Annotated in this window: 13 protein-coding genes; 3 read left to right on the plus strand and 10 right to left on the minus strand. The window is 72.1% G+C overall.

Annotation, left to right across the window (positions count from 1 at the left end; all coding sequences use genetic code 11):
- The first annotated feature begins 150 nt into the window (after positions 1–150).
- Entirely contained in the window at positions 151–1116 is a 966-nt protein-coding gene (locus ACWDVB_RS23175; protein WP_451519680.1) for an ornithine cyclodeaminase family protein, read from the plus strand.
- A 10-nt stretch (positions 1117–1126) separates the two neighbouring features.
- Here the strand turns inward: ACWDVB_RS23175 and ACWDVB_RS23180 are convergent, their stop codons facing one another.
- From ACWDVB_RS23180 to ACWDVB_RS23210, 7 genes are all read right to left on the minus strand, one after another.
- Entirely contained in the window at positions 1127–1726 is a 600-nt protein-coding gene (locus tag ACWDVB_RS23180; RefSeq protein WP_451519679.1) for a sugar kinase, read from the minus strand.
- On the minus strand, positions 1727–2884 hold the full coding sequence (locus ACWDVB_RS23185; protein ID WP_451519678.1) for an ROK family glucokinase: 1158 nt from the start codon (positions 2882–2884) through the stop codon (positions 1727–1729).
- An 80-nt stretch (positions 2885–2964) separates the two neighbouring features.
- Positions 2965–3795: an ATP-binding cassette domain-containing protein gene (locus tag ACWDVB_RS23190; RefSeq protein WP_451519677.1), complete on the minus strand. Its 831-nt coding sequence runs from the start codon at positions 3793–3795 to the stop codon at positions 2965–2967.
- Positions 3792–4847 carry an ABC transporter permease gene (locus ACWDVB_RS23195; protein ID WP_451519676.1) on the minus strand — a complete coding sequence of 352 codons (1056 nt, stop codon included), beginning with the start codon at positions 4845–4847 and terminating at the stop codon, positions 3792–3794. The genes ACWDVB_RS23190 and ACWDVB_RS23195 overlap by 4 nt, the downstream gene beginning before the upstream one ends.
- A complete protein-coding gene (locus ACWDVB_RS23200) occupies positions 4844–5857 on the minus strand; it encodes a sugar ABC transporter substrate-binding protein (RefSeq protein ID WP_451519675.1) in 1014 nt (337 codons plus the stop codon). Before ACWDVB_RS23200 ends, ACWDVB_RS23195 begins: the two co-directional genes overlap by 4 nt.
- A gap of 95 nt (positions 5858–5952) precedes the next feature.
- On the minus strand, positions 5953–6969 hold the full coding sequence (locus tag ACWDVB_RS23205) for a sugar ABC transporter substrate-binding protein (protein WP_451519674.1): 1017 nt from the start codon (positions 6967–6969) through the stop codon (positions 5953–5955).
- Between the two features lie 115 nt (positions 6970–7084).
- Entirely contained in the window at positions 7085–7822 is a 738-nt protein-coding gene (locus ACWDVB_RS23210) for a GntR family transcriptional regulator (protein ID WP_451519683.1), read from the minus strand.
- Between the two features lie 188 nt (positions 7823–8010).
- Between ACWDVB_RS23210 and ACWDVB_RS23215 the strand changes: the two genes are divergently transcribed.
- Complete coding sequence (locus ACWDVB_RS23215; protein ID WP_451519673.1) at positions 8011–9015, plus strand: Gfo/Idh/MocA family protein; 1005 nt, start codon at positions 8011–8013, stop codon at positions 9013–9015.
- A gap of 40 nt (positions 9016–9055) precedes the next feature.
- Here ACWDVB_RS23215 and ACWDVB_RS23220 read toward each other — a convergent pair whose 3' ends face one another.
- The 3 genes from ACWDVB_RS23220 to ACWDVB_RS23230 all read right to left on the minus strand — a co-directional run bounded on the left by ACWDVB_RS23220 (position 9056) and on the right by ACWDVB_RS23230 (position 12233).
- Positions 9056–10186: a hypothetical protein gene (locus ACWDVB_RS23220; RefSeq protein ID WP_451519672.1), complete on the minus strand. Its 1131-nt coding sequence runs from the start codon at positions 10184–10186 to the stop codon at positions 9056–9058.
- 137 nt (positions 10187–10323) lie between these two features.
- Positions 10324–11001: a response regulator gene (locus tag ACWDVB_RS23225; protein WP_451519671.1), complete on the minus strand. Its 678-nt coding sequence runs from the start codon at positions 10999–11001 to the stop codon at positions 10324–10326.
- Positions 10998–12233, minus strand: coding sequence for a sensor histidine kinase (locus tag ACWDVB_RS23230; protein WP_451519670.1), 1236 nt, complete (start codon positions 12231–12233; stop codon positions 10998–11000). Before ACWDVB_RS23230 ends, ACWDVB_RS23225 begins: the two co-directional genes overlap by 4 nt.
- Before the next feature lie 98 nt (positions 12234–12331).
- On the opposite strand from ACWDVB_RS23230, the gene ACWDVB_RS23235 reads away from it, so the two are divergent.
- Positions 12332–12505, plus strand: a complete 174-nt coding sequence (locus ACWDVB_RS23235; protein ID WP_451519669.1) for a hypothetical protein — start codon at positions 12332–12334, stop codon at positions 12503–12505.
- The last annotated feature ends 44 nt before the right edge of the window (positions 12506–12549 follow it).

Raw genomic sequence — 12549 nt, forward strand, 5'->3', positions numbered from 1 at the left:
CGAGCTCACCTCAACTCCGTGGGAGGCCGCAGGCAACGACACAGGACCGGGGAGTCACCCGCCTGGTCGCGCGGTGTCACCCTGTCAGCAGGCGGCGGCCGGTCGGATGGGCGGGCGCGGAGTGGGCAGGCCATCCACGTGAGGAACCACATGAGCGACATGAGCGACCGCAGGCCACCGTCCCCCGCCACACTCCACCTCGACGCCGCGGCCATGGCCCGCCTCGTCCCGATGTCCGCCGCGATCGACGCGCTGGAAGCGGTCCTCGCGTCGGGCCTCGACCCGGAAGCGGAGCCCGCGCGCGGTGTCGTGGAGGTACCCGGCGGCCAGCTGCTCCTGATGCCGTCGGCCACCACCTCGTACACCGGCGTCAAGATCGCCACGGTCACACCGGCCAACCCCGGCCGTGGCCTGCCCCGCGTCCAGGGCCTGTACGTCCTGCTGGACGGGGCGACCCACGCGCCCCTGGCGCTGCTGGACGGCATCGCGCTGACCTCGCTGCGCACCCCCGCGGTGTCCGGGGTGGCGATCGGGCACCTGGCGGTCCCGGAGGCGCGCCGGCTGCTGGTCTTCGGGACGGGGCCGCAGGCGTGGGGGCATGTGGAGGCGGTGCGCGCGGTGCGGCCCTGCCTGGTCCACGTCGACGTGGTCGCCCGGGACGCGGACCGGGTGGCCGCCTTCGTCGACCGCTGCCGCGCCGCGGGCCTGACCGCGGCCGCCGCGGGCCCCGAGGACGTGGCTCACGCGGACGTGGTGTGCTGCTGCACCACGGCGCGCACCCCGCTCTTCGACAGCGCCCTGCTCCCCGAGCACGCGACGGTCGCCGCGGTCGGCTCCCACGAACCCGACGCCCGCGAGGTCGACGCCTCCCTCGTGGGCCGCGCCACGGTGGTGACCGAGTCCCGGGAGGTGGCGGCGCGGGAGTGCGGCGACCTGATCCTCGCGGCCGCCGAAGGCACCTACGACCTGGCCTCGCCGCACACGCTGGCGGCCCTCGTCCGGGGCGGGGTGAAGCCCCGGGAGGGGCGGCCGCGGCTGTTCAAGTCGGCGGGGATGGCCTGGGAGGACCTGGGGGTCGCGGCGGCCGTGTACGAAGCGTGGGCCGCCGCCGGGTGAGCCGTGGGTCTCAGGGCGTCGTCGTCGAGACGAGGTACACCATCGGGTGCTCGGGGTTCGCGCGGTCCACGACGATGTCCTGCGTCGGCCTCGGGTCCTTGCGTTCATGGGTGAGGCCCGACCACGGGCCCCGGCCCGTGAACTCCCAGCCGACGACGTTCCGGTCGCGCTTGCTGATGGTGAGGTCGTTCGGCTTGAGCGCGCTCGTCGTCGTGCCGATCTGCTTGAGGAACTTGTCCAGGCCCTTGTTGCTCGTGAGGAACTGGACGTACAGGCGGCTGGTGCGCCAGTTGTTCGTCTCGTAGTAGGCGACCTCCGCCGAGTACGGCGGGACCGGCACGTCGTACAGGCGGCGCTGCACCCTGGAGGGCCAGCCTTCGGTGAGGCCGGTCGCGGAGTACTTGTCCTCCTTGTCGCGGCCGCTGTTGCGGCTCTGGTTCGCGGAGATCACGAGGTACCCGGCGGGGACGCCGATCAGCAGCACGATGATCGTCGCCGTCAGCCAGCGGCGGCGGATCATGTGGCGGCGGTCCTCGGTCCTGTCTCCGTCGCGGCCCGGCTCGGGCGCGCCGGGGAACTCCGGGGGCGAGGGCTGGCGGGGGACGGTCATCTACGGGGTTCCCTGCGAAGTGCGGTCGTTGGAGCGGCGTGCCTCGACGTAACGCTCGTAGCGTTCGTAGCGCTCCACGCGGCGGCGGTTGGCGCGGCGGAAGCGGCGGGCGACCAGGCGGGCCAGGTCGGCGGCGCCCACCATGCCCGCCTCGGGGCCCAGCTGGGCGCGGGCGATGCGGGCCTCGGGGCGGTAGCCGCGGCCGGTGAGGTGACGGCGGAACGCGTCGCGGGCCGGGCCGATCAGGAGGTCGTCGGCCGCGCTGACACCGCCGCCGATCACGAAGCAGGAGGGGTCGAGGGCGGCGGCGAGGTTGGCGATGCCGACGCCGAGCCACTGGCCGATGTCCTGGAGCAGCTCGACACACATCGCGTCGCCCTCGCGGGCCAGCTCCGTGATGAGCGGCCCGGTGATGTCCGGGACGTTGCCCTTGACGCGCTCGATGATGCTGTACGCCACCGGGGAGTCGGCGGCGGCCAGCTCGCGGGCCTCGCGGACCAGCGCGTTGCCCGAGCTGTACTGCTCCCAGCAGCCGCGGTTGCCGCACGGGCAGCGGTGGCCGCCGGGGACGACCTGCATATGGCCGAACTCGCCGGCGACGCCGAACTTGCCGCGCTTGACCTGGCCGTCCTCCAGGATCGCGCCGCCGATGCCGGTGCCCAGCGTGATCATGACCAGGTGGTCCTCGCCGCGGGCCGCGCCGAAGCGCCACTCCGCCCACGCGGCGGTGTTCGCGTCGTTGTCGACGAGCACGGGGACCGCGAGGCGGCCCGAGATGCGGTCGCGGAGCGGTTCGTTGCGCCAGGACAGGTGCGGGGCGAACAGGACGCGGTTGCGCTCCGCGTCGACCCAGCCCGCCGCGCCGATGCCGACCGCGTGGACGTCGTGGCGGTCGGAGAGGTCCAGGACCAGCTCGACGATGGTGTCCTCGACGACGCGGGGGCTCTTCGACTTGTCCGGGGTCTCCGTGCGGAGCGTCTCCAGGATGTTGCCGTCGGCGTCGACGACGCCCGCCATCACCTTCGTGCCCCCGATGTCGATGCCGACGGTGGGGACGCGGGGCGCCGTCAGATGGGACCGGCGCTCCCGCGTGCCCACGGTTCGCAGGACGGTGGCTCGGGCGGAGCCGCGGTGCGCGAGGTCGCGGTAGGTGCTCATTGCGGCGATTCTGCCTCACGCTCGCGGGGGCGCGCACAACGGGGACCCGCGGCTCGGATGCCCCGTGGGGGCGCGCCTCGCTACGGGGTGCGGTCGGCCTCCAGTTCGTGGCGGAGGTCGTCCAGTTCGCTGCCGCCCGCCATCTGGCGGGTCAGTTCGTCGAGGGTGATCTCGTCGCGGGTGTAGCTGCCGGACATCGAGCCCCTCTTGAGGAGGACGAAGCGGTTGCCGACCAGGTACGCGTGGTGCGGGTTGTGGGTGATCAAGACCACTCCGAGGCCCGCGTCCCGCGCCGCGGCGACGTACTTCAGGACGACGCCCGACTGCTTGACGCCGAGCGCCGCCGTCGGCTCGTCGAGGACGAGGACCTTCGCGCCGAAGTGGACGGCGCGCGCGATCGCCACGCACTGGCGTTCGCCGCCCGACAGCGTGCCGATGGGCTGGTCCACGTCGCGCAGGTCGATGCCCATGCGCAGCAGCTCCGCGCGGGTCGTCTCGCGCATGAGGTCGACATCCATGCGCTTGAAGGGTCCTACGCCCTTCGTCGGCTCGGAGCCGAGGAAGAAGTTCCGCCAGACCGGCATCAGCGGGACCACGGCGAGGTCCTGGTAGACCGTGGCGATGCCGCGGTCCAGTGCCTCGCGCGGCGAGCCGAGCCGCGCGTCCTCGCCCTCGATGCGGAAGCCGCCCGCGTCGTGCTGGTGCAGCCCCGCGATGATCTTGATGAGGGTGGACTTGCCCGCGCCGTTGTCGCCGAGCACACAGGAGATCTCCCCGGCGTGGACCACGAGGGACACGCCTTCGAGGGCGCGGACGTTGCCGTAGTACTTGCTGACGTCGTCGAGTTCGACGAGCGGGTCGCGCTCCCCCGCCGCCGGTGCCGCGTCCGCCTTGGTCGTGTCCGTGGTCACTTCGTCGCCTCCGCGCGCTTGCGGACCCAGTGGTTGAGCAGGGTGGCCAGGAGCAGCATCACTCCGAGGAAGAACTTGAACCAGTCGGGGTTCCACTCGGCGAACACGATGCCCTTGCTGACCATGCCGAAGATCAGCGCGCCGACCGCCGCGCCGACCGCGGAGCCGTAGCCGCCGGTGATCAGACAGCCGCCGATGACGGCCGCGATGATGTAGACCAGTTCGTTGCCGACGCCCTCGCCGGACTGGACCACGTCGTACGAGAAGAGCAGGTGCTGGCCGGAGACCCAGGCGCCGAACGCGACGCCCATATAGAGGCCGATCTTGGTCGCGGCGACCGGGACACCGACCGCGCGGGCCGCGTCCTCGCCGCCGCCGACCGCGAAGATCCAGTTTCCGACGCGCGTACGCAGCAGGACCCAGGTGGCGACCGCGATGAGGGCCAGCCACCAGACGATGGTGATCTTGTAGTCGACGCCGCCGACGGAGATCGTCGAGGCGAAGACCTCCTTCGCCGAGGAGAAGCCCTCCATGTCGGCGATCGACTTGGTGGAGACCGTGCCGCTGATCAGCTTGGTGAAGCCGAGGTTCATGCCGGTCAGCATCAGGAACGTACCGAGCGTGATGATGAAGCTCGGCGGGTCGGTGCGGGTCAGCATGACGCCGTTGAAGACGCCGACCGCGAGGGTCACGACGAGGGAGACAAGCACGCCGACCCAGACGTTCGCCGTCATCTGGTAGCTGAACATCGAGGAGATCAGCGCGGAGGTCGTCACCATGACGCCCGCCGACAGGTCGAACTCGCCGCCGATCATCAGCAGCGCGACCGGCACCGCCATGATGCCGATGGTCGAGCCGGCGTACAGCACCGTGGCGATGCTGTTGGCCTGCAGGAAGTCGTCCGCGACGACGGCGAAGAAGACGAAGACGGCGATGGCGCCGACGACCGAGCCCAGCTCGGGGCGGCCCATCAGCTTCTTCAGCGGCGAGGTCTTCAGGAGGCGCTCGTCGCTCTTGGTCCGCGGAGCCGGCGCCGGGGCTGTGGCGGTCATCGGGTCCCTCGCTTCGCGTATTCCTCGAGCTCGGCGGCCTGGTCCTTGGTGATGATCTGGGGTCCGGTCAGGACCGGCTTGCCGCCGCCGAGCACGTCGGCGTTGTACTTGTACAGCCAGAGCAGGTCCACGGCCTGGTAGCCCTGGAGGTAGGGCTGCTGGTCGACGGCGAAGCCGAGGGAGCCGGACTTCAGACCGGCGGCGACCTTCTCGTTCAGGTCGAACGTGTCGATCTCCGCCTTGCTGCCCGCGCCCTCCTTCGCCTTCACGGCGGTGTCCGCGAAGGGCGCGCCGAGCGTGACGACCGCGTCGATCGACGTGTCGGTCTGGAGGCGGGCCTCGATGGAGGACTGCACGTCGGGCATGTTGGTGCCGGTCACGTACAGGTTCCGCATCGTGCCGTCGAAGGTCTTCTTGGCGCCCTCGCAGCGCTGCTCATGGCCGACGTTGCCCTGCTCGTGCAGGATGCACAGCGCCTTCTTCCTGCCACGCTTGTTGAGCTCCTCGCCGACGGCCTCGCCCGCGATCGTCTCGTCCTGGCCGACGTGGGTGAGCGCGCCGAACTCCTTGGACTCCGCGGAGCCGGAGTTCACCGTGATCACCGGGATGCCGGCCTTCTCCGCCCGAGCCAGGGCGCCCTTCATCGCGTCGGGCTTGGCCAGCGTGACGATGATGCCGTCGACCTTCTTGTCGATGTAGGAGTCCACGAGCTGGGCCTGCTGCTGGGCCTCGTCGTCATGGGCGTACAGGAACTTGATGTTGTCCTTGACGGCCGCCTGCTCGGCGCCGCTCTGGACGATGTCCCAGAACGTGTCGCCGTCGCCCGAGTGCGTCACCATGCCGAAGGTCCAGCGCGGCGTGTTCACCGCCGCCTTCCCCTGGGCCGTCGCCGCCTTGCGGGCGTCCTCGGCGCGCTTGCCGCCCGTGCTGCTGCACCCCACGAGGGACGCTCCGAGCACCGCCACCAGCACGGCGCCCACCGCGCGTACCCCTGTCTGAACCCTTGCCACGACGCCGTGCCCTTCTTGTTCTGCTCCTCGGTGCGGCCGGTCCGGATCCCCGGCCCCAGCCGCCCAAGTATCGACCACGCGGATCACACATGCGTTCATCGGGTACCGCGGGCCGTGTACTTCTCCAGCTTCGGCACGTCCTTCCCGGTGACGATCGCGGGGCCGGTGAGGACGGGTTTGCCGCCGCCGAGGACGTTGGCGTTGGTCTTGTAGAGCCACAGTTGGTCGACGGCGAGATAGCCCTGGAGGTAGGGCTGCTGGTCGACGGCGAAACCGACCTCCTTGGCCTTGAGGCGCTTGACGACCTCGGCGTTCAGGTCGAACGTGACGACCTCCGCCTTCCCGGCCGCGTCCCCGGCGTCCTCCTTGGCCTTCACCGAGACGGCCGCGATGGGCGCACCGAGCGTGACGACGGCGTCGATGCCCTTGGTGGCCTGGAGCTTCGCACTGACGGACGACTGGGCGCCGGGCGCGTTGGTGCCCTCGACGTTCAGGTTCTCGACCGAGCCGTCGAAGCTCTTCTTGACGCCCGCGCAGCGCTGTTCCAGGGAGACGTTGCCCTGTTCGTGGATGACGCAGAGCGCCTTCTTCCTGCCGCGCCTGTTCAGCTCCTCGCCGACGGCCTCACCGGCCACGGACTCGTCCTGGCCGATATGGCCGAGCGCGCCGGACTTCGCCGAGAACTCGCCCCCGGAGTTGATCGTGACGACCGGTATCCCCGCCTCCGCCGCCTTGGCGAGCACGGACTCCATCGCCTCGGGCTTGGCCAGGGTCACGACGATCCCGTCGACCTTCTTGTCGACGAACGACTGGACCAGCTCGGCCTGGCCCTTGCCCTCTTTGTCGTTGGCGTAGAGGAACTCGACGTTGTCCTTGCGCGCTGCCTGCTCGGCGCCGGTCTGGACGATGTCCCAGAACGTGTCGCCCTCACCGGAGTGCGTGACCATGGCGATCTTGAGGCGGGGCGTGTCGACGCCCTTGCCGCCGCCCGAGCCGTCCCCCGACTTCTCCTCGTCGTCCTTGCCGCCGGAGCTGCTGCACCCCGCGAGCGCGATCACCGCGGTCGCGATGAGGGCCGCGGCCGTACGGGGTGCTGTACGGGCTGTGCGCATGGGACCACCTCTTCTCCCGGCCGCCCGAATGCGGCTGGGGGAGTTCTAGCGGCGGGCGCGCGGCAGCGTCAATGGCTTTGTCAGAACATTCTGACGACCGTGAGCGACTTGGGACCTACGGCCGTACGAGGAGCTGGAACTCGAAGGAGTAGCGCGAGGCCCGGTACACATGCGCGCCGAGCTCGACCGCGCGCCCCGTATCGTCGAAGGTCGTGCGCCGCATCGTGAGCAGCGGGGCTCCGGCGGGTTCGGCGAGGCGCTCCCCCTCGTCGGCGGTGGCGGCGCGGGCGCCGACGGACTGGCGGGCGCTGTGCAGGGTGAGACCCGATGCGCGCATGAGGCGGTAGAGCCCGGTGGCCTCAAGGCGCTCGGTGTCGAGGTCGAGGAGTCCCGCGGGGAGGTGGTTGGTGAGGTACGCCATCGGCTCGCCGTGGGCCAGGCGCAGCCGCTCGACGCGGTGCACCTCGTCGCCCTCGCCGACGCCGAGCGCGGCCGCCACCTCGGCGGACGCGGGCTCCAGGGCGTTGTGCAGGACGCGGGTCCCGGGGCGCTGGCCCGCCGCCTCCAGGTCGTCGTAGAGGCTGCTGAGCTCCAGGGGGCGCTTGACCTGGCTGTGCACGACCTGTGTACCGACGCCCCTGCGCCGCACGAGCAGGCCCTTGTCGACGAGGGACTGGATGGCCTGGCGGACGGTGGGCCGGGAGAGGCCGAGCCGTCCGGCGAGCTCGATCTCGTTGCCGAGGAGGCTGCCGGGGGTGAGGGCGCCGCGCTCGATCGCCGCTTCCAGCTGCTGGGCCAGCTGGAAGTAGAGCGGGATCGGGCTGCTGCGGTCGACGCCGAGCCGGAGGGTCAGGGCGGGGTCGTCGACCCGCTTGTCCTGAGCTGGTTTGGCGACTGGTTTGGACACGGCCCGAGCGTAGTGCCGGGAGATGATGACGGGAAGTTGTGAAGTCCTGTTGTCCGGACAGCGTGGTCGTCGGCCAGTACCTTTGTCCGGACAAAGGATTGACACCGTGGGGTGGGCATGGCGAGGGTGGGTCCATGCGCATCGGACTGATCGGAACGGGCCGTATCGGCACATTTCACTCGGCGGCCCTGAGCCGTCACCCCGACGTGACGTCGCTCGTCGTCGCCGACGCGGACCCGGTGCGGGCCGCCGACCTCGCGGCGCGGACGGGGGCGGTGCCCGCGCCCTCGGTGGACGACGTCTTCACCATCGGGGTGGACGCCGTGATGGTCACGGCGGCGACCTCGGCGCACGCCGAACTGATCGGCAGGGCGGCGCGGGCCGGGCTCCCGGTCTTCTGCGAGAAGCCCATCGCGCTCGACCTGCCGGGCACGCTGGCCGCGCTCGCCGAGGTCGAGGCCGCGGGCACGGTGCTGCAACTGGGCTTCCAGCGGCGCTTCGACGCGGGGTACGCGGCGGCGCGCGCGGCGGTGCGCGCGGGCCGGCTCGGGCGGCTGCACACCGTTCGGGCGATCACCTCGGACCCGTGCCCGCCCCCGGCCGCGTACCTGCCGCTCTCCGGCGGCCTCTACCGCGACTGCCTGGTCCACGACTTCGACATCCTGCGGTGGGTGACCGGCCGCGAGGTCACCGAGGTGTACGCGACCGGCTCCGACGCGGGCCCCGCGATGTTCCGCGAGGCGGGCGACGTCGGCACGGCGGCGGCGGTCCTCACCCTCGACGACGGCACCCTCGCCACGGCGACGGCGACCCGCTGCAACGGCGCGGGCTACGACGTACGCATGGAACTGGCCGGAGAACTGGACCAGTTGGCGGTCGGCCTGGACGACCGCACGCCCCTCACCTCGACGGAACCGGCCGGTCCGCCCGCGCCCGTCAAGCCCTGGCCCGGCTTCCTGGAGCGCTTCGCCCCCGCGTACGAGGCGGAGCTCGCGGCGTTCGTCGAGGTCGTACGAGGGGAGCGGGAGAACCCCTGCGACGGCCGTGAGGCGCTGCACGCGCTGCGGATCGCGGAGGCGTGCGAACTGTCGCGGCGCGAGCGGCGGTTGGTGCTGATGTCCGAGATCCCCGCGGGCTGAGGCGCCCCGCAAGGGCGGACCGGACCGGTCGTCGGCGGCGTCAGGCGTCGAGGCGTTCCGTATACGCCTCGGTCGACGGGAGGGCGGCGGGGCTCGTCATGCCCGCCGACCAGAATCCGGCGGTGCCGGGGACGGCCGTCACACCGTTGAGGTAGGGAGCCGTCGCCGGGCCCGCCGGGCCTCGGACGACGGTCCAGCCGTCGCCGTCCCGGCGCAGATACGTACTGCGGCTCTGGTCCTGGTGGTTCCACCCCGATATCCAGGCGGCGCGGCCCCGCGCGTCACCCGCGATCCCGGACAGCGCTCCGAGGGTGAAGCCCGCCTCGACCCGGGTCCACGCCGTGCCGTCCCAATGGGCCAGGGCGGGATTGCCGGGGCGCCCCGGTGGTCCCCCGACACCGGCCTCGGTGCCCACGGCCCATACGTCGTCCGCGGCGGCCGCGTGCAGGTCCGCGATGCCGAGACGGCCGCCCGCGATCGGGGGCAGGACCGTCCATGACCCGTTCCAGCGGGCCACGAGCCCCCGCCAGCCGCCGCCGTACCCCTGGTCACCGCTCACCCAGATCTCGTCCGCTGTACGCACGACGACCCGGTACAGGATGGCGCTCGCGACCGGCAGCGGGTCCAGCCACCGCCACCGCCGCCCGTCCCCCATCAGCAGACGCACCGCGCCGCCCCGGCTGCCACAGATCCACACCCGCCGGTCGGGGCCGACCGCCACCGCTTCCAGCCTGACGCCCGGTTCGCCCCTGCCCGGGAACGTGGCCTCGCGCCAGGTGGCTCCGTCCCAGCGCAGCAGCGGGCTCGCGTTCCCCGCGGGCAGACCCACGCTCCACGCCGCGGTGGAGCAGACGCCCGCGACGTCGCTCAGCCGGCCCGTGTAGTCCAGGCGCGACAGGTCGGTCTTCGACCAGGTGCTGCCGTTCCAGAGCATGGCCAGCGCCCGCGCCTGCGACGACACGGAGAGGTTCTCCTCGCCGACGGCCCAGGCCAGTTCCGGCCCGGCCGCGGCGATGCCGCGCAGCTGTGCGGCCGGGGTGCTGCCTGGCGCCGGGACGGCCCGCCACTCCTGCGCGCCTCGCCCGGCCCAGGACCGGGGCGCCGGCGCGTCGGCCCGGACGGGGCCCGAGCCGAGGGTGACCCCTGAGAGTGCGCCGATCGTCCCCGCCACAAATCCTCTTCGTCTCACCGCTGGTCCCTTCCACTCGGGTGGGCACTCGGGCAGTTCTCAGCCAGGAGGGACCACCGTGAACCAGCGACGCGCGGAGGACTAGCCACACAGGTGACAAACGCGGAGGACGCGGGTGCTCAGCCTTCCCGGTCCTCGTCCAGCAGCCCCGCGTCATGCGCCAACAGGGCGATCTGCACACGGTTGTTGAGGTCCAGCTTCGTGAGGATGCGGGACACGTGCGCCTTCACCGTGGCCACGCTCAGGAACAGCTGCGCCGCGATGTCCGCGTTCGAGCCGCCCCGGCCCACCGCCACGGCGACCTCGCGTTCGCGCTCGCCGAGCGTGTCGAGCCGGGACAGCGCGCGGCGCCTGCGGTCCAGTTGGGGGTTGTCGCCCGTCACTCGGGTGATCAGTTGCTGGGTCACCGACGGGGAGAGGACGGGCTCGCCCGCGGCGACCGCGCGGACCGCCGCGACGATCTCCGAGGGCGCCGTGTCCTTCAGGACGAACCCGGCCGCGCCCGCCCGCAGGGCCCGCAGGACCTGTTCGTCGGCGTGGAACGTGGTGAGGACGATGACCTCGGGCGCGTCGGGGCGCTTGCGCAGCGCCTCCGTGGCGGCGAGGCCGTCCATCATGGGCATGCGGATGTCCATCAGGACGACGTGCGGCCGGACTTCACCGACCAGCGGGGCGACCTCGGTGCCGTCGCCCGCCTCGCCGACGATCTCGATGTCGTCCGCGCCGCCGAGCATGAAGGAGAGCCCGGCGCGCACCAGCGGGTCGTCGTCGACGAGCAGCAGCCTGATCGGTTTCATGACGCCCACGGTAGCCAGGCCTCCAGGTGGAATCCGCCGTCGGGCCCGGGTCCGTGGGCGAGGCTGCCGCCCGCGAGGTGGGCACGTTCGGTGAGTCCGATCAGGCCCTGCCCGGAGCCGGGCACCTTCGGTACGTCGCCGGGCGGCGCGGGGTTGTGTACGGACATCGTCAGGCCCTCGCCGGGCGCGCCCGCGACGGTGACGGTGACCTCGGCGCCGGGGGCGTGCTTGCGGGCGTTGGTCAGGGCTTCCTGCGCGATGCGGTACGCGGTGCGGCCGAGGGCTGCGGGCACGGCCCCGGGGTCCGTGACCCGGCTGTCGAGGACGACCTTCATGCCCGCCTCGCGGGACTCGGCGACCAGCGCGTCCAGGGCGGCGAGCGTGGGCTGCGGGCGGCCCGGGGCGTCCGCGTCGCCGCCGCGCAGGACGCCGATCACCTGGCGCAGGTCCTGGAGGGCCTCGTGGGCGCTCTCCCGGATGACGCCCGCGGCGCGGACGATCTCCGCGCGGGGCGCGTCGGGGCGGAACTCCAGGGCGCCCGCGTGGACGCTGAGCAGGGTGAGGCGGTGCGCGAGCACGTCGTGCATCTCGCGGGCGATGGCCTCGCGGGCGAGCCGCTGGGCCTGTTCGGCGCGGAGCGCGGCCTCGTTCTCGGCGCGGACGGCGCGGTCACGCAGGCTGAGCAGGAGCTCGCGGCGGGAGCGCACGAACATGCCCCAGCCGATGACCGCCACGGTGATCAGCACCCCGAAGGCGATGGAGACCGCGTACGGCATGTCGGCATCGGGCCGCATCCAGTACGCGAAGGGGATCACCGCGAGCGAGGCCCCGCCGATCCACGCGACGTAGCGGAAGGGCCGGTGCACGGCGAGGGTGAAGAGGGCGACGGCCGCCGCGCCGCCCGCCGTGTCCGAGGCCATGCCGATCGGCACCATCGCGACGGCGAAGCCGACCGGCCGGCGTCTGCGCAGCCAGACGGCGGCGCAGGCGAGGGCCCCGAGGACCTGGTCGAACTCCGCGAGGCCCGGGGAGATGTGCGGGTTGGCGCTGATCGCGTCGGCGCCGGTCATCCCGATGAGGACGGCCGCTGCGAAGCAGGTGAAGTCGGCGAACCAGTCGCGCACGGTCCGCCGCGGCCTGCGCCCCGCCCGGCCCGGGTCGAACCCCGGGTCGAACTCCCGCGCGATGGCGGAGGGCAACGCCCACGGCCGTGCGTCCTCAGTACCGCTCATGGTCGACAAATCTACGCACCGTTGGCGGCCCGGGACGGCCCTGGACGGCCCGCGCGCGTGATCGGCTACGAAAGTCGCGCGGAGTGAGGATCTTCACCATGAAGCGGCTACTGGAATTTCTCGGTGTCGTCCTGCTGATCCGGGGCGCCGGTGGCGTGGTCCACGAAGTCACCGACGAGCGGCACGGCTGGGGGCTGCTGCGGCGCTTCGGCGTCCTTGATGACCGCGTCCGTTTACCGCCAGCCGACGCCCTCGCGAACGTCTTTCATTGAACCCGCAAGCACTTACCGCCCAGAGCGGCGGATATGTGGATATC

It is taken from the genome of Streptomyces sp. NPDC003379 (genome assembly GCF_053589195.1).